Annotated in this window: 13 protein-coding genes; 9 read left to right on the top strand and 4 right to left on the bottom strand. The window is 37.8% G+C overall.

Annotated features, from left to right (window positions below; translation table 11 throughout):
* Positions 1–19: 19 nt before the first annotated feature.
* From thiC to J2786_RS20260, 7 genes are all read left to right on the top strand, one after another.
* A complete protein-coding gene (gene thiC / locus J2786_RS20290) occupies positions 20–1,831 on the top strand; it encodes a phosphomethylpyrimidine synthase ThiC (RefSeq protein ID WP_047428887.1) in 1,812 nt (603 codons plus the stop codon).
* Positions 1,828–2,415, top strand: a complete 588-nt coding sequence (locus J2786_RS20285; protein ID WP_047428888.1) for a thiamine phosphate synthase — start codon at positions 1,828–1,830, stop codon at positions 2,413–2,415. Before thiC ends, J2786_RS20285 begins: the two co-directional genes overlap by 4 nt.
* Positions 2,391–3,128 carry a hydroxymethylpyrimidine/phosphomethylpyrimidine kinase gene (locus J2786_RS20280; protein ID WP_047428889.1) on the top strand — a complete coding sequence of 246 codons (738 nt, stop codon included), beginning with the start codon at positions 2,391–2,393 and terminating at the stop codon, positions 3,126–3,128. The genes J2786_RS20285 and J2786_RS20280 overlap by 25 nt, the downstream gene beginning before the upstream one ends.
* A gap of 5 nt (positions 3,129–3,133) precedes the next feature.
* Positions 3,134–3,748 (top strand): thiamine phosphate synthase, encoded by a 615-nt coding sequence (locus tag J2786_RS20275; protein WP_047428890.1) that lies wholly within the window; start codon positions 3,134–3,136, stop codon positions 3,746–3,748.
* Entirely contained in the window at positions 3,745–4,521 is a 777-nt protein-coding gene (locus J2786_RS20270) for a thiazole synthase (protein ID WP_047428891.1), read from the top strand. Before J2786_RS20275 ends, J2786_RS20270 begins: the two co-directional genes overlap by 4 nt.
* Positions 4,522–4,530: 9 nt before the next feature.
* The gene (gene thiH, locus J2786_RS20265) at positions 4,531–5,649 is read left to right on the top strand and encodes a 2-iminoacetate synthase ThiH (RefSeq protein ID WP_047428893.1); all 1,119 of its coding nucleotides are present in this window, start codon (positions 4,531–4,533) and stop codon (positions 5,647–5,649) included.
* Positions 5,650–5,788: 139 nt separating this feature from the next.
* Entirely contained in the window at positions 5,789–6,499 is a 711-nt protein-coding gene (locus J2786_RS20260) for a HesA/MoeB/ThiF family protein (RefSeq protein WP_047428895.1), read from the top strand.
* Between the two features lie 172 nt (positions 6,500–6,671).
* On the opposite strand, the gene J2786_RS20255 is transcribed toward J2786_RS20260, so the two are convergent.
* The 3 genes from J2786_RS20255 to J2786_RS20245 all read right to left on the bottom strand — a co-directional run bounded on the left by J2786_RS20255 (position 6,672) and on the right by J2786_RS20245 (position 11,963).
* On the bottom strand, positions 6,672–8,900 hold the full coding sequence (locus J2786_RS20255) for an outer membrane beta-barrel family protein (RefSeq protein WP_047428897.1): 2,229 nt from the start codon (positions 8,898–8,900) through the stop codon (positions 6,672–6,674).
* A 68-nt stretch (positions 8,901–8,968) separates the two neighbouring features.
* Complete coding sequence (locus tag J2786_RS20250; protein WP_047428899.1) at positions 8,969–9,808, bottom strand: DUF5694 domain-containing protein; 840 nt, start codon at positions 9,806–9,808, stop codon at positions 8,969–8,971.
* A 31-nt stretch (positions 9,809–9,839) separates the two neighbouring features.
* Entirely contained in the window at positions 9,840–11,963 is a 2,124-nt protein-coding gene (locus tag J2786_RS20245) for an outer membrane beta-barrel family protein (RefSeq protein ID WP_047428901.1), read from the bottom strand.
* A 192-nt stretch (positions 11,964–12,155) separates the two neighbouring features.
* On the opposite strand from J2786_RS20245, the gene J2786_RS20240 reads away from it, so the two are divergent.
* Entirely contained in the window at positions 12,156–13,175 is a 1,020-nt protein-coding gene (locus J2786_RS20240; RefSeq protein ID WP_047428903.1) for a sensor histidine kinase, read from the top strand.
* Complete coding sequence (locus J2786_RS20235; protein ID WP_047428905.1) at positions 13,168–13,845, top strand: LytR/AlgR family response regulator transcription factor; 678 nt, start codon at positions 13,168–13,170, stop codon at positions 13,843–13,845. Before J2786_RS20240 ends, J2786_RS20235 begins: the two co-directional genes overlap by 8 nt.
* A 163-nt stretch (positions 13,846–14,008) precedes the next feature.
* On the opposite strand, the gene J2786_RS20230 is transcribed toward J2786_RS20235, so the two are convergent.
* Entirely contained in the window at positions 14,009–16,276 is a 2,268-nt protein-coding gene (locus J2786_RS20230; RefSeq protein WP_047428908.1) for an aconitate hydratase, read from the bottom strand.
* Positions 16,277–16,369 lie beyond the last annotated feature (93 nt).

The raw sequence follows: 16,369 nt of genomic DNA, 5'->3' as shown, positions 1-16,369 counted from the left end.
TATTTAATACCAAAAACTTATGGCTCACTCCATTACATGTTCGCCATTTCCGAACTCAAAGAAAATCTATGTTGAAGGAACAATACATCCTATCAATGTAGCAATGCGTGAAATACAGCTTAGCCCCACGAAATTGACCAATGGCGGCTTTGAACATAATGCTCCGGTAACGATCTATGATACTTCAGGACCTTATACTGATGAAAATGCAGTTATTGACATTCAGAAAGGACTGCCAAGAATCAGAGAACAATGGATTCTGGACAGAAATGATGTGAATATTCTGGAAGGCATCACTTCAGAATACGGAAAAGCCCGTCTGGCAGATCCGCGTCTTGATGAATTAAGGTTTTCTTACGATCATAAACCTAAAGTAGCACAGGAAGGAAAAGAAGTTACACAGCTTTACTATGCAAAACAGGGAATCATCACTCCAGAAATGGAATATGTGGCGATCAGGGAAAATCAAAGAATAGAACAGCTGGAATCAGTATCCAAAGAAATGGCTTTTCAGCATCCCGGACATAGCTTTGGAGCTAATACTCCTAAAAGTAAAATCACTCCGGAATTTGTAAGGGATGAAATTGCTGCCGGAAGAGCTATTATTCCTAATAACATCAACCACCCGGAAAGTGAACCGATGATCATCGGAAGAAATTTCCTTGTAAAAATCAATGCGAATATTGGAAATAGTGCTGTTTCATCCAGTATTGAAGAGGAAGTAGAAAAAGCGGTATGGGCCTGCCGATGGGGAGCTGATACCATTATGGATCTTTCAACAGGGAAAAATATTCACGAAACAAGAGAGTGGATCATCAGAAACAGTCCGGTTCCTATTGGTACTGTTCCTATTTATCAGGCTCTGGAAAAAGTGAAAGGTGTTCCGGAAGATCTGACATGGGAAATCTTCAGAGATACCCTGATTGAACAGGCAGAACAGGGAGTTTCTTACTTTACGATCCACGCAGGAGTTTTATTGAGATACATTCATTTAACCGCAAAAAGAGTGACCGGAATTGTTTCCAGAGGAGGATCTATTATGGCGAAATGGTGTTTATTCCATCATAAAGAAAGTTTCCTGTACACCCATTTTGAGGAGATCTGCGAGATCATGAAAAAGTATGACGTTGCGTTCTCTCTTGGTGATGGTCTTCGTCCGGGATCCATTGCAGATGCCAATGATGCGGCTCAGTTTGCAGAACTGGAAACTTTAGGTGAACTGACAAAAATTGCATGGAAACACAATGTACAGGTAATGATCGAAGGACCCGGTCACGTTCCGATGCATATGATCAAAGAAAATATGGAAAAGCAGCTGGAAGAATGCCATGAAGCTCCATTTTATACCTTAGGCCCTCTGACTACTGATATTGCGCCGGGTTATGATCATATTACTTCCGGAATCGGGGCTGCCATGATCGGATGGTTTGGATGTGCAATGCTTTGCTATGTAACCCCGAAAGAACATTTAGGTCTTCCGAATAAAGATGATGTAAAAGTTGGGGTAATTACCTATAAACTGGCGGCTCATGCGGCTGATCTTGCCAAAGGCCATCCTGGTGCGCAATACAGAGACAATGCATTAAGTAAAGCCAGATTTGAATTCAGATGGGAAGATCAGTTCAATCTTTCATTAGATCCTGAAACGGCAAGAGCTTATCACGATGAAACCCTACCGGCAGAAGGAGCGAAAATTGCCCATTTCTGTTCTATGTGCGGGCCAAAATTCTGTTCTATGAAAATTACACAGGAAATTCGTGAATCTGCAGAACAGGGAATGCTGGATAAATCACAGGAATTCATTGAGAAAGGCAAAGAAATTTATATATGATCCTCGTTATCACTCCTGAGCTGATGGTTCCAAAGGAAACTGATCATATCAATCACATGTTTCAGGAAGGGCTTGATTTGCTTCATATCCGAAAACCATGGCTCAGCCAGAATGAAATGAATGAATTTATTACCCAGATTGATGAAGATTTCTATCCACAGCTGGTACTGCATACGCATTACGATCTCGGAAAGGAATATAATATTTCAAGATTTCATTTCAGAGAGATTGACCGAGAGCAAGGGAAATATAAATCTTTTGCAGGAGAAAATAATATTTCAACTTCAGTACATGATATCACAACCTACAATACGTTGGATAAAGAATGGGAATATGCATTTATAAGCCCGTTCTTTCCAAGTATATCAAAGAAAGGTTATGGATTGAATTCAACAATTCAGGAAGAAATAAAACATCGGAACAATCCGGATGTGAAATTGATTGCTCTTGGAGGAATTGATCAGGATAATATTCATGAAGTTTTCGAAGCAAATGTAGACGGAGCAGCTTTATTAGGTGCCATTTGGGAAAGTGAAAAACCCTTAAAAGTATTTGAAAAATGCAGGAACGCCCTTATGTCATAAGTATAGCAGGCTTTGATCCAAGTGGTGGAGCAGGCTTATTATCAGATTGTAAAACCTTTGAACAGTCGAAAGTGATGGGGCTGGGAGTATGTACAGCACTAACATTGCAAACTGCTTCCCAATGTATTAGTCTTGAATGGCGTCTATTGGATGAAGTGATAAAAGCAATTCAGGTGTTGATGGAAAATTATCCTGTTTCAGCAGTGAAAATCGGAATTGTGAAAAATGCAGAATTTCTGGATGAAATTATAAAAACGGTAAAGATTGGCAATCCTGAAGTAAAAATAGTTTGGGACCCCGTTCTGAAAAGCACTTCCGAATTCACTTTTTTTGACTTTAAAACCCTTCCTCAATTAAACCCTGTGGTTAATAAACTCAGCTTGATAACACCCAATTATAATGAATACAGTGTTTTAAAGGAAAATAATCTGTTACCGGATACCAATAAATGCTCATTGCTGATCAAAGGAGGACATAGAGAAGATCATTTAGGAACGGATATTTTAGTTGAAAATGAAAAAGAAACTCTTTTACTTCCAGTAGAAGACTGTCAACTACTTTTCCCTAAACATGGATCGGGCTGTGTTTTATCATCAGCCATTACAGCAGAACTCGCCAAAGGTGAGAATATGGAAACTGCCTGCCGGAATGGGAAATTATACATCGAGAAATTTTTAAAAAGCAATCCCTCTTTGCTGGGAACGCATTCATAGAAAACATGGAAAAATTACAATACATATCACAAGGAAATACCCTCCAGGAGCAGGAACTTTGTATCCGTAAAGCGCTGGATCACGGAGTTAAATGGATACAGGTAAGATGGAAAAATGCCCCTGAAAATGAATTGATCAGTCTTTGTGAAATATCAAAACAACTTTGTTCAGAATATCAGTCGGTTTGCATCATCAATGATCATGTACAAATAGCGAAAGAAATTGACGCGGATGGTGTGCATTTAGGATTGAACGACAGTGCCATCGAAGAAGCAAGATTGATCTTAGGTGAAAATAAAATCATTGGTGGAACAGCGAATACGCTTTCAGACGTTATCCGGAGAATTAATGAATCTTGTGATTATATCGGATTGGGACCATTGAGATTTACTACAACTAAAGAAAAACTAAGTCCTGTTCTAGGGTTTGAAGGATATCAGAAAATCATAAATGGGCTAAGAGAGAAATCAATTGACATTCCTAAAATAGTTGCAATCGGAAGTGTTGGGCTTGAAGATATTTTGCCGTTACAGGAGATCGGAATTTATGGTGTTGCCGTTTCCGGGCTTATTACAAAGCAACCATCAATTATTAATGAATTAAAAAAAGTAATGATATGAACCATCAGAAATTAGAAATAGCAGGAAGAATCTTTGAATCAAGACTGTTTTTAGGAACAGGAAAATTCGGAAGTATGAGTGATATGGTACAATCTGTCATCGCATCAGAAACCGATATGGTGACTATGGCATTAAAAAGAATTGATGCACAATCCAGTGAAGAGAACCTGCTCGATTCATTAAGAGAAACCAATGTTCGTCTTCTGCCTAATACTTCCGGAGCCAGAACCGCAAAAGAAGCCGTATTGGCAGCACAATTGGCCAGAGAAGCACTGGAAACAAACTGGGTAAAACTGGAAATTCATCCGGACCCTAAATATTTATTGCCGGATCCTATTGAAACTTTATATGCAACTGAAGAATTGGCCAAACTGGGATTTGTTGTCATGCCTTACATCCATGCCGATCCTGTTTTGTGCAAACGTCTTGAAGATGCCGGAACAGCTGTGGTAATGCCTTTGGGAGCACCCATCGGAACAAATAAAGGATTAAGAACCCAGGACTTTCTGGAAATAATCATCAGTCAGAGTAATGTTCCTGTAGTGGTAGATGCGGGAATCGGAGCGCCATCAGATGCTGCAAAAGCCATGGAAATGGGAGCAGATGCTGTTCTGGTGAATACAGCCATTGCTGTTGCAGGTAATCCGCTGAATATGGCTTTAGCTTTTAAAGAAGGTGTCATTGCAGGAAGAAGAGCTTTTGAATCAGGACTGGGAGCAATTGCTAACCATGCCGAAGCTTCAAGCCCGCTTACTTCGTTTTTGTTTGAATAAATCAAAATTATGAAAAGCTTTAAAGATGTTTTTGAACGTTATCAATGGGATGAAGTAAAGAATAAGCTTGAAAAAGTAAGCCTGGCTGATGTTAGAAACAGTCTTCAGAAAAAGACTAAAAGCCTTGATGACTTTCTGAATTTGCTTTCACCAGCCGCTTCCTATGAACTGGAACTCATGGCGAGAATGACGCAGATGCTTACCCAAAAGAGATTTGGAAAAACCATTCAGCTTTATGCTCCGTTGTATCTCAGCAATGAATGTCAGAACATCTGTACCTATTGCGGATTCAGTTTGGACAATCAATTGAAAAGGAAAACACTTTCCGATACGGAGCTTATGATAGAAGCATCAGTATTGAAATCAATGGGAGTGAATCATGTATTGCTGGTAAGTGGTGAAGCCAATAAGATTGTGGGAGTTCCTTACTTTCAGAATGCTGTCCGTAAGTTAAAACCTCATTTCTCTAATATTTCCATTGAAGTTCAACCCTTAATGGAAGAAGAATACAGATTGCTGCATGGGGAAGGAGTACATTCCGTATTGGTCTACCAGGAAACCTATCATCAGGATGTTTACAGAGAATATCATCCGAAAGGTAAAAAATCAAATTTCCATTTTCGGCTGGAGACTCCGGACAGAATAGGACGAGCTGGAATTCATAAAATCGGATTAGGAGTCCTTCTTGGGCTTGAAGATTGGAGAGTGGATAGTTTTTTCAATGCCTTACACATAGATTATCTTCAGAAACAGTACTGGAAAAGTAAATTCTCTGTTTCCTTTCCAAGGCTAAGACCAGCAGAAGGAATCATTGAACCCAATTTTATTATGGAAGATAAAGACCTTCTTCAACTCATTTGTGCTTACAGAATCTGGAATGAAGATCTTGAAATTTCCATTTCTACCAGAGAAAATGAAGTCTTCAGAAATAATATAGTATCTCTGGGGGCTACAGCGATGAGTGCAGGCTCAAAAACAAACCCGGGAGGCTATGCTGTAGATAAAGAATCTTTGGAACAGTTTGAAACCAGTGATGAACGAAGCATGGAAGAGATTAAAATCATGATCAAAAAAGCAGGCTACGATCCTGTTATGAAAGATTGGGATTCCGTGTACAGTGGATTTTAAATTTTTTAAACCATTAAGGACTTAAAGAATTGAAGTTTAATTAAGAAAAAATCGAAGATTTCTAAGATAATCTTTTTAAAGCGAGGCTTAACTTTCCTCAAAAACTTAAAGAATCTTAATGGTTCAATTATCATAAAGTATGAAAAAAGAAGATCATTTTTCACGGTACAGCCGGCAGATATTTATTGAAGAAATAGGATTGGAAGGGCAGAAGAAAATATTAGCTTCAAAAGTTCTAGTCATAGGAGCCGGGGGCTTGGGAAGTCCCATTATTCAATATCTGGCCGCCGCAGGGGTAGGAACTTTGGGAATTGCAGATTTTGATGAGGTTGAACTTCATAACCTGAACCGACAGATTATTCATACTGAAAAGACAGTTGGGCTCTCAAAAGTGAAGAGTGGTAAAATATTTGTAGAAAATCTTAATCATCAGGTTTCACTGAATGAGATTGAGGGAAAAATAAATGAAATAAATGCTGAGGAAATAATTTCTCAGTACGATGTAATCGTGGACGGATCAGACAACTTTTCTACAAGATATCTGGTAAATGATACCTGTGTGGAACTCAATAAGACTTTAGTTTACGGAAGCATCTTAGGATTTTCGGGACAAGTGGCAGTTTTTAATTATAACGGAAGTAAAAATTTGCGGGATATTTTCCCTGAACCACCTTTCGATGAAGACATGCCGGATTGTGGCAGTCTTGGCGTACTGGGAGCTCTTCCCGGAATAATAGGCAGCATGATGGCTCTTCAGGCATTAAAAATTATCACAGATCTTCCGGTGAGTGTGAATCAGCTTACCTTAGTAGATACGATGAACTGGAGATTTCAGACAATAGATTTTTGATCTAAACACTAATATCACAAATTTTTTCACAAATAACACCATTTTACTATCAATAGGAACGGGCTTTAGTCCGTTTTAATTTTTATTCATCAATTGGCTTTAGCCAAAACCTAAAAAAAAACAGGCGGTAAAAATGATTACCACCTGTTTTATTTCTATTGTAAAAAAAGAATTATTGTGCCTGCTGCATTACGCCACCGTTATCCTCTTTTTTAGTCTGGTTAAGGATATTCGGATCCTCTTTTGCCAGTTTATTTCTTGTCGGAATTTTGTAGTTGATAGAAAATCCGAAATTTCTTGTATCATATTTACTGCTGATCATTACAGGAGTTCCTGATGGAGGATTAGAACGTACCTGCATCATCTGTCCGTTGAAAATATCATTCGCAAAAACAGAAAGCGTCAGACGGTTGTTCATAAACTTTTTCGTCAACGTAATATCAAGTGAGTTGTTGAACGGTTTTTCTGCCGTAAAGTAGAAATATCCTGCTTTGGGTGTCAGATAGCTGTAATTGGCTGTCATTTTGATGTCCTTAGGCAAAAGAATCTGTGTCATGATATTGAAGATCCAGAACCCTTTATTATTCAGATTGTCGATTTCATGCTTCTGATAACCGGCATACAAGTACATGAAGTTAATTTTATCAGGGTTGAAATCAAACTTCATAATCTCACTCATAGGCTTACTGAAAATCATGAAAGGAACCGGCAATCCCACGTTGAAGTTGTGAATTTTCATGTTTGAAATATTCACCTGCTCGTTGTAGAGTTTTCTTCCGTCTTTTCTGATAATCTGTGCCACCTGATTATTTGCTGAACTTACACTATACCCGATAAATGCATAATCAAAAGCTGAAATTTTCAATTCATAATTATCAAAAATAGTAGGCTGTAGATTCGGGTTACCGTTTACTTCTGTACTGGGTCCGGAAAATGTTACGTTATTCGGGTTCAAAGCAGAAATACTTGGCAGACTGATTTTTCTGTTGTAATTCGCCGCAATATAAACCTGATTCATCATGTTATACTGCACGCTTGCATTAGGGAAAAATTTAAACTTATTGAAAGGGATCAAATTAGCCTCAACCAGTTTTGCATCTTTATCAAAATATCTTGTTACTCCGGAAATATCATAGTTTTCAGCACGGGAACCCAATGTGAAATCAAATTTTTTCAATTTAGCCTGAAACTCTAAGTAGGTAGAAGCTGTCTGTCTCTGATATTCCAGATTGGTCAGTCCAAAACTTTTTGTATCATAATCCTGTCTTTCATATAAACCACCAAAACTTACCTTTCCGCCGTCAAGAAGTTTGATAGGCTGGGCATAATCTACTTTCAAATTCGCGATATTCATCACAGATTTATTGTTCAGAATATCTTTTAATCCGTTGGTAGGGCTATCAAGAGGTTCATTGGGATAGTTTACAAATGTTCCATCCTGAAAGTAATTATCCTGAGAAAACTTGCTGTCTGATTTTGTATACCCAAACTGGAAATCAAGTTTTTGAGATTTATCAGCAAAACGTTTCTGATACGTTACCACGGCTTCCTGTCTCAAAGTATTGGTATGGGCAACATCCGAAGAAGTATAAAAAGCTTCTCTTAGATCCTTCAGATTTCTCTTGAAAGGCAAATCTCCGTGTCCGTCACTTAAAGTATAGTTATCATTATTGTTGTGATAAATATCGTAGTTTAATAATAGTCTGTCCTGTCCAAGATCAAAAGTCAATCCGGATTTTGCAAAATATCCGCGGGCATATCTATCGGTATGGCTGCTCAAAAGTTCATCTTGTTGGCCATTAAGCATACTTTCACGGTAGTTCTGTCCCACATTCAGCTGCCATCCGAAATATTTATTTCTGGCATTTAAATTAACGGAATTTGTAGTTCTGCTTCTATACTTGTCATAATTTGTGAAAGAATAATTTCCCGAATAGGTAGCCGTTAAATATTTATTGGCATTTTTATTAGTGATGATATTCATAATCGCACCTCCGGAAGTGGCCGGAAACTCAGCACCGGGCTGAGTGATCACTTCAATCCTTTCTACAGAGTTGGCAGGCATTCCTTCCAGGAAGGAGTTCAATTCATTGGACGTAATGTTCAAAGGTCTTCCGTTAAGATATACTTCCAGCATTTTTCCCTGATACATCATCCCTGCGATGTCGGTAGATACAAGCCCCGGTAGTTTTTTAATTCCTTCCAGAACGTTTCCGTTATTGAGCTGAGGTTGTTCAGAAAAATCAAAAATAGTACGGTCCGCCTTTTGTTCAACGGCTTTTTTAGTTTTGGTGATCACTACACCTTCAATTTGTTTCTCTTTAGAAGTGCTATTGGTCTTTTCCTGAGAGAAAACCAGCATAGAACTTACCAGAGATAAAGCGAATATAGTTTTTTTCATAATGTTTTTACTACTATCCGGTTAGACGATGAAAAATAAATTTTGTTACAGTCAGCACAGTAATTTATTTATTTTAATGAAGAAAATTCAATAAAATCATATTCTGCAGAAGAAGTAAAAAGTTGTCTTAATACTGCCGCATGACCATTTCCTGCAATAACAAGAATTCTGTCTTCATTGTTATGAGGAATGTTTTGAATATTTCGGAACATTCTCAGATTCCTGCTGTACCAATAGAGAGCAAGCATATCTGCACCATCATATTCTCTCAGCTTAAAATCTCCGCTCAGATAAGCCCCATATCCATATTGATGGCTCTCTTTGGAATTCATATAAATAAAAGTGTCTAAGAGCGATTTGAAATTCTTAGGTTCAGAACTCTTGAAAAAACTGTTAAACTGTTGAGAAATCGCATCATCATTTCTAAAATCATACTCTTTGCTGAGGGTATTAAAAAATGTAGAATCGCTTTTTCCAAACTGCTTCTGAAGGTCATCCCAAATGGATTCCGCATCAATGCTGAACAGTTCTTTTATTTTAAGTTCCCTGGCGATTCTCATAGCAAGCTGATAGCGCTCGTCTCTTTTGTCCCTGTGTTTGCCGTCATTGTATTCCTTAAGCTTTTCATTAGCATTCCAGCTTGGCCAGGCCTCAATTGCAATTTTTGTTGGCTTAAATCTTTTGATATATTCTACGAGCTCGGTGACTTCATGTGAAGTTTTAGGAGAAAGTACATCTATCTGATCTTCTGTATTGGTTTTATTGGCATCAAGATTGGGGTAGTCAAAATGAAATGATCCGACAACCAAAACTTTTGTCTTTGGATTTTTAAAATAATCGGAGGGCTTTTTTTGAGCAAACACTGATGTAGATATGCATACAAGAAAAATATAAATTAAAGTTTTCATGAGTTTATTTTTTTTAATTACTATTACATTATTATTGTGCACGGTTTTTTTCTTCGAAATTCACCGGTCTGTTTTTCGATTTGAGTTTCTGATTCCCCAAATTATAGGTGACGCTGAGTGTTAATCTTCTTGCATCCCAATAGTTGTTGAAGGACTGCGTATTATCTGTAAAATACATATCTGCCCTAAAACCAGACTGTCTGAAAATATCACTCACTGAAACGTTGACCTGAACCGCCTTTTGCGCAAAACTCATCTTCACTCCTGCATCCAGGCTTGCCATGGTCTTGACGGAAGAATATCCGTCACGGGAAGGCAGATTGTTCCAGTAGTTAACAAATAGCATGAATGTTTTCGCCTTGTTAAGCTGAAAAGTATTATTAAGGGAATAATAAAACGACTGCCCGTTTTTAGGAACCAGATTGAACTTTGTAATCTGAGTTTCATTAAAGCTGAACGAAGTTGATATATTACTTTCCCAGATTTTGAAATAGGTATCTGTGTAATTCAAATTGATGCCATAAACACTCTGGTTGTAATAATTTTCATACGTGCTGACAAGCTTAATCCCATTGAGAAATGAAATCTGATCAAAATTATTCATGGTTCTCTGATAATAAAGATTAGCAGAAAATTTACTTTTAAAAATATAATTGAGTTCGACATTATGATTGAAAGATGGCTGCAGGCTTGGATTTCCGGTATAATACGTGTTAGGATTAGAATACCATCGGAAAGGATCTAATGCCCGGAAATAAGGACGGTTGATTCTTCGGGAATAATTAATGCTGAACTGATTATTTTCATTGGCTTTATAAGATACATAGGCTGTTGGAAAAAATTTCCCGTAATTATTTTTGGAATTCGACAATGTAGTAGCGGAGAAACCGCTGGTTTGCGAATATTCATAACGGAGTCCTGCCTTTAGAGACCATTTTTTGCCAAGATCTTTACTGGCACTGATATAAGCTGCATAATTCTTTTCATCATAATCAAAAAGATTACTCTTTGCCGGATCTATGATATAATTCCCATTGGTGAAATTAAAATATTCTATATCCGAATTATTAGAAAACCGGCTATACTTCACTCCGGTTTCCAATTGAATTTTTTTGAAATTTAAAGTTAAATCTGCCTGCCCTGAATAGATTTTATAATCTACCGAAGAAATATTTCTAACGATTTGAGCTGCATTGCTGGCGACATTTTTTGTTGTAAAATTAATTTCCGTATCCGGTAAATTCCCATAATAATTGACTCCAAAACTAAGTGTATGCTCGCCCAATTTCTGATCAAAATAGAGATTAAGCATCTGGGTTGTAAAAGGAGAACGATGCTTCGAATCCGTCACTGTTTCTAAAGTAGAGATACCCTCTGCAAAGTAAGTTTGTGTTGAACGGATATCCATATTGGTATGCCCCTTTGTAATATCATAAACCAATCCGATATTGGAGTTTTTAGAAAGTGAATAATCAAAACTGGTATTCAGACCCAGTCCGTCATTCATATCCCTTCTGTCATCCTTGCTTACAGAAGAACTTTGGCCGATAATATTATATTTTTCTACCGATCTTTTATCTGCGTCATACCCTATCAGTTTTACAGAAGCTTTTATTTTTTCATTTTGATAATGTATTCCGGCAGCACTGCTGAAACCAGCATATGTTTTTTGAGTATAAGTGGTCGTGAGATAACCACTCCATCCCAGATTCTGGTTCTTTTTAAGAACGATATTAATAATTCCGCTGTTTCCCTGCGCTTCATATTTGGCTGGAGGGGTGGTGATCACCTCAATTTTCAGGATGTTTTCAGAACGGATATTTCTGAGATAATTGATCAGTTCGGATCCGGAAAGATGCAGCATCCGGTCGTTCACCATCACAGAAACACCATTTTTACCTGCAATGGAAAGAAGTCCTTTATTTTCATCAACCTGTAATAAAGGAGTGGCAGCCAGAACTTCCGTCCCGGAGCTCCCCTGTGAAAGCATGGAATTTTGAACATTATAAACGAGACGGTCCACTTTGCGTTCTACCAAAACTTTTTTACCATTCACCGCAACTGCTTCAATCTTGTTGATAGCAGTGGTGTCTTTAGTTTGAGCAGCCGCTAAAGAACAAATCAGAGTGGCTATAAATAAAATATGTTTTTTCATGGTAGAGATATAACAGATTAATTGACGATTGTGTTGAAATTTCTCTGACAAAAGTATAAGAGGAACCTTCAATTGGAAATAGCATTTAGACGAATCAAAAGATTATACATATCAAAATAGTTTCGTCGGAAAAAAACAGGTTTTTATCGAAAAGTGTTAATGAATAATGCCTGCATAGATTTATATTTGAATATGAATAAAAAGCAAATTATCTGGCTGCAGGTTTTGTATTGGAGTTTCAATTTTATTGGAAATAACATAACGCCTTACTTCTTTTTTCCTGAAAGGAGGGGACTTGAAACGTATGTGCTGAACTTTACTTATTTTATTACAGAAATCTCTACCTTTTATCTTTTATATCTGGTTATTATTCCCAAGGTGTTTAGCCTTGAAAAACTTTATTCTGCAGTTTTTGTTTTTTTGATCTCAATTTTAAGTTTTGGAGTCATCCGGTATGGAATAGAAGAGGTTCTACTTCCTGCCACCCTTGGATTCAGAAATTATAATAAAGATACCGGACTTCTATATTACCTGACAGATAATATTTACAATGCTTCTCTGACAGTTTTCATCGCTGGGATTCTATGGATTCTTGAAAAGTATGGAGTCGCTGAAAATGATAAGAAGCAGCTTCTGATCGAAAAAAAACAGGCAGAACTGCAAGCCTTGAAAACCCAGATCAATCCTCATTTTATTTTTAATTCATTGAATAATATCTATTCCCTGGTTTATCAGAAATCTGATAAAGCGCTTCCAGCTATTGAAGAGCTGGGACAATTATTGAGGTACAGCACAAAAGACCTTGAAGAAGATTCTATTTCTCTGGATAAAGAAATTGGATATATCGACAGCCTCATTGCATTGGAGAAGCTTAGAATCAGAAGTCCTGAACTGTTGAGTATACAAAAAGATATTCAGCATCCTCATCTTAAGATCTCACCCATGCTGTTGGTTCCTTTTGTTGAGAATGCCTTTAAACATGGAGACTTCCGGGATAAAGGTTTTGAAATGAAAATCTCGGATCATGATAAGATTCTGCATTTTTATCTTTTAAATTTTAAAACACAGAAAATGAAAGATACTGTATCAGGAATTGGAATTCAGAATGTGAGGAAAAGACTGGAAATTTTGTATCCCAGACATCAGCTCGAGATCAAAGATTCAGAAACGGAATTTATTGTAGATTTAAAAATTGATTTAAGGGATGAATAAGATCAAATGCATTATTGTGGATGATGAGCCGCTGGCTATCTCTCTTCTGGAACATTATGTAGAAAAAATACCTTTTCTGGAGCTGGTTTTCTCAACAGAAAACCCTATTCATGCCCTTGAATACCTTCAGAAAAATGATTCGGATCTTATCTTTCTGGATATACAGATGCCGGAACTTACTGGAATCAATTTTATGAAGATTGTAGGACCCCATCAGAAGTATATTTTAACAACTGCTTATTCCGAGTATGCATTGGAAGGCTATGAACATAATATTGTTGATTATCTTCTAAAACCCATTTCTTTCGAAAGGTTTCAAAAGAGCGCATTGAAGGCTCAGGAACGATTTTCTTTTCCCCAGGAAGAAGACACTCATTTCTTTGTTAAATCTTCAGGGCAAAGACATCGAATTGGTTTCCATGAGATACTGTATATTGAGAGTATCAAAGATTATGTCAATATCCGAACAGAAAATGATGAATATATCGTTCTGGATACTCTTAAATCGATGGAAAGCCAGCTTTCTGAAAAATTTGTTAGAATTCATAAATCTTTTATTGTCAATCTGGATAAAATCAAAACTATCGGGGCAAAAAAAGTAATTCTTCCTGAGTTTGAAATTCCTATCGGAGAAAGCTATAGAGCAGGTCTTTTGGATAGATTAAAGTGATGGAATATTATGATATTCATTTGAGAGGTAAACCTTACAGGTTTTAGAAACCTGTAAGGTTTGGAATAGTTACCAAAGTTCAACAAAGAATATTTCAATACGGGTAAAAAAAAGACGACTTCAATTGAAGCCGCCTTTCTATTAATTAATCTAACAATTAATCTTATTTTTCCTGTTGTTTGATAAGGTTCAAAGCAGAACCAGCCTTAAACCAGTCAATCTGCTGATCATTGTAAGTGTGGTTAGCCATAATGATATCCTTAGTTCCATCAGTATGAATGAATTCTAAAGTCAGCTGCTTTCCTGGAGCAAACTGATCAAGATCTAAGAAGTTCACAACATCGTCTTCCAGGATCTTGTCATAGTCTGCTTCATTAGCGAATGTAATTCCAAGCATTCCCTGTTTTTTAAGGTTAGTTTCGTGGATTCTCGCAAATGATTTTACCAATACCGCTTTTACACCAAGGTGTCTGGGCTCCATGGCAGCGTGTTCTCTTGAAGAACCTTCACCATAGTTCTGGTCTCCTACAACGATGGTCGGAATACCTGCCGCTTTATAAGCTCTTTGTACAGCCGGAACTTCACCGTATTCACCGGTTAATTCGTTTTTAACTTTATTGGTTTCCATGTTGTAAGCATTCACAGCTCCAATCAACATGTTGTTTGAGATATTGTCTAGGTGACCTCTGTATTTCAACCATGGTCCAGCCATTGAAATGTGGTCGGTAGTACATTTTCCGAAAGCTTTGATCAATACTCTTGCTCCAGTAATGTTTTTACCATCCCATGCAGGGAATTCTTCCAATAACTGAAGCCTGTCTGAAGTTGGGCTTACGTTAACAACAACGCTTGAACCATCTTCTGATGGAGCCTGATATCCGTTGTCATCTACAGCAAATCCTTTTGATGGAAGTTCGAAACCTTTTGGTTCGTTAAGTTTCACCTGTTCACCCGCTTCGTTAGTTAAAGTATCTGTAATTGGGTTAAAGTCCAGTCTACCTGAAATTGCTACGGCAGCAACCATTTCCGGAGAAGCTACGAATGCGTGGGTATTCGGGTTACCGTCAGCTCTTTTGGCGAAGTTTCTGTTGAAAGAATGGATAATAGAGTTTTTCTCTCCTTTATCTGCTCCTTCTCTGTCCCATTGTCCGATACATGGTCCACAAGCATTGGTAAAGATTCTTGCGTTTTCAAATTTTCTGAAGGAATCTAAGAAACCGTCTCTTTCCGCTGTGAATTTCACCTGCTCAGAACCAGGGTTGATTCCTAAGATTGCTTTAGGTTTTACCCCTTTTGATACTGCATCCTCTACAATGGAAGCTGCTCTTGATAAATCTTCATAAGAAGAGTTGGTACAAGAACCGATAAGCGCCCATTCAACTTCTAAAGGCCATCCGTTAGCCTCAGCTTTAGCTCTGAATTCAGCAACTGGAGTCGCTAAATCCGGAGTGAAAGGTCCGTTTAAGTGAGGTGTCAGTTCAGAAAGGTTGATTTCTATTAATTGGTCGAAATATTGTTCAGGGTTAGCATATACTTCAGCGTCACCTGTTAAGTGTTCAGCAATTTTATCCGCAGCATCTACTACATCCTGTCTTCCTGTAGCGGAAAGATATCTTCTCATAGAATCATCATATCCGAAAGTAGAAGTGGTAGCTCCGATTTCAGCACCCATGTTACAGATGGTACCTTTACCTGTTGCAGAAAGAGATTGTGCTCCTTCACCGAAATATTCTACGATGCATCCGGTTCCTCCTTTTACGGTAAGAATTCCGGCTACTTTTAAGATAACGTCTTTTGCAGAAGTCCATCCGTTCATTTTACCGGTTAATTTTACTCCGATAAGTTTTGGCATTTTAAGCTCCCAGGCCATTCCTGCCATTACGTCTACTGCATCAGCTCCTCCTACACCAATAGCTACCATTCCTAATCCTCCTGCATTTACCGTGTGCGAGTCTGTACCGATCATCATTCCTCCAGGGAAGGCATAATTTTCCAGTACAACCTGGTGAATGATACCAGCTCCCGGTTTCCAGAACCCGATTCCGTATTTATCACATACAGAACTTAAGAAGTTGAATACTTCGGAGTTTTTGTTGATACCTTCCTGTAAATCTTTGTCAGCACCTACTTTAGCCTGGATCAGGTGATCCGCGTGTGCAGTTGATGGAACCGCTACCTTAGATTTTCCTGCCTGCATGAACTGTAAAAGAGCCATCTGTGCTGTGGCATCCTGCATCGCGACTCTGTCCGGTGCGAAGTCTACATAAGAATTTCCTCTTTCATATGCCTGTGTAGCATTTCCTTCCCAAAGGTGGGTGTAAAGAATTTTTTCTGAAAGGGTAAGAGGTTTTCCCACGATTTGTCTTGCTGCTGCAATTCTTTCAGGGTAACGCTCGTACACTTTTTTGATCATATCAATATCAAAAGTCATATCGTATTTTAATTTTGTTCTTTTTCCGTTAACGCTTCTTTTTCTTCTCTCTGAAAAAGAAAAATCACTTTTTTATTATATCAAAAAACGTTC

The sequence above is a fragment of the Chryseobacterium vietnamense genome (assembly GCF_031454475.1).
Lineage (GTDB): Bacteria > Bacteroidota > Bacteroidia > Flavobacteriales > Weeksellaceae > Chryseobacterium > Chryseobacterium vietnamense.
The sequence above is the reverse complement of the archived record's forward strand: the minus strand, read 5'-3'. Positions and strand labels throughout refer to the sequence as shown.

Coding starts and splice junctions, on each gene's coding strand:
- J2786_RS20245 (WP_047428901.1), bottom strand. CDS start 11,963: ATGAAAAAACATATTTTATTTATAGCCACTCTGATTTGTTCTTTAGCG.
- J2786_RS20285 (WP_047428888.1), top strand. CDS start 1,828: ATGATCCTCGTTATCACTCCTGAGCTGATGGTTCCAAAGGAAACTGAT.
- thiC (WP_047428887.1), top strand. CDS start 20: ATGGCTCACTCCATTACATGTTCGCCATTTCCGAACTCAAAGAAAATC.
- J2786_RS20260 (WP_047428895.1), top strand. CDS start 5,789: ATGAAAAAAGAAGATCATTTTTCACGGTACAGCCGGCAGATATTTATT.
- J2786_RS20280 (WP_047428889.1), top strand. CDS start 2,391: ATGCAGGAACGCCCTTATGTCATAAGTATAGCAGGCTTTGATCCAAGT.
- J2786_RS20240 (WP_047428903.1), top strand. CDS start 12,156: ATGAATAAAAAGCAAATTATCTGGCTGCAGGTTTTGTATTGGAGTTTC.
- J2786_RS20275 (WP_047428890.1), top strand. CDS start 3,134: ATGGAAAAATTACAATACATATCACAAGGAAATACCCTCCAGGAGCAG.
- thiH (WP_047428893.1), top strand. CDS start 4,531: ATGAAAAGCTTTAAAGATGTTTTTGAACGTTATCAATGGGATGAAGTA.
- J2786_RS20255 (WP_047428897.1), bottom strand. CDS start 8,900: ATGAAAAAAACTATATTCGCTTTATCTCTGGTAAGTTCTATGCTGGTT.
- J2786_RS20250 (WP_047428899.1), bottom strand. CDS start 9,808: ATGAAAACTTTAATTTATATTTTTCTTGTATGCATATCTACATCAGTG.
- J2786_RS20270 (WP_047428891.1), top strand. CDS start 3,745: ATGAACCATCAGAAATTAGAAATAGCAGGAAGAATCTTTGAATCAAGA.
- J2786_RS20235 (WP_047428905.1), top strand. CDS start 13,168: ATGAATAAGATCAAATGCATTATTGTGGATGATGAGCCGCTGGCTATC.
- J2786_RS20230 (WP_047428908.1), bottom strand. CDS start 16,276: ATGACTTTTGATATTGATATGATCAAAAAAGTGTACGAGCGTTACCCT.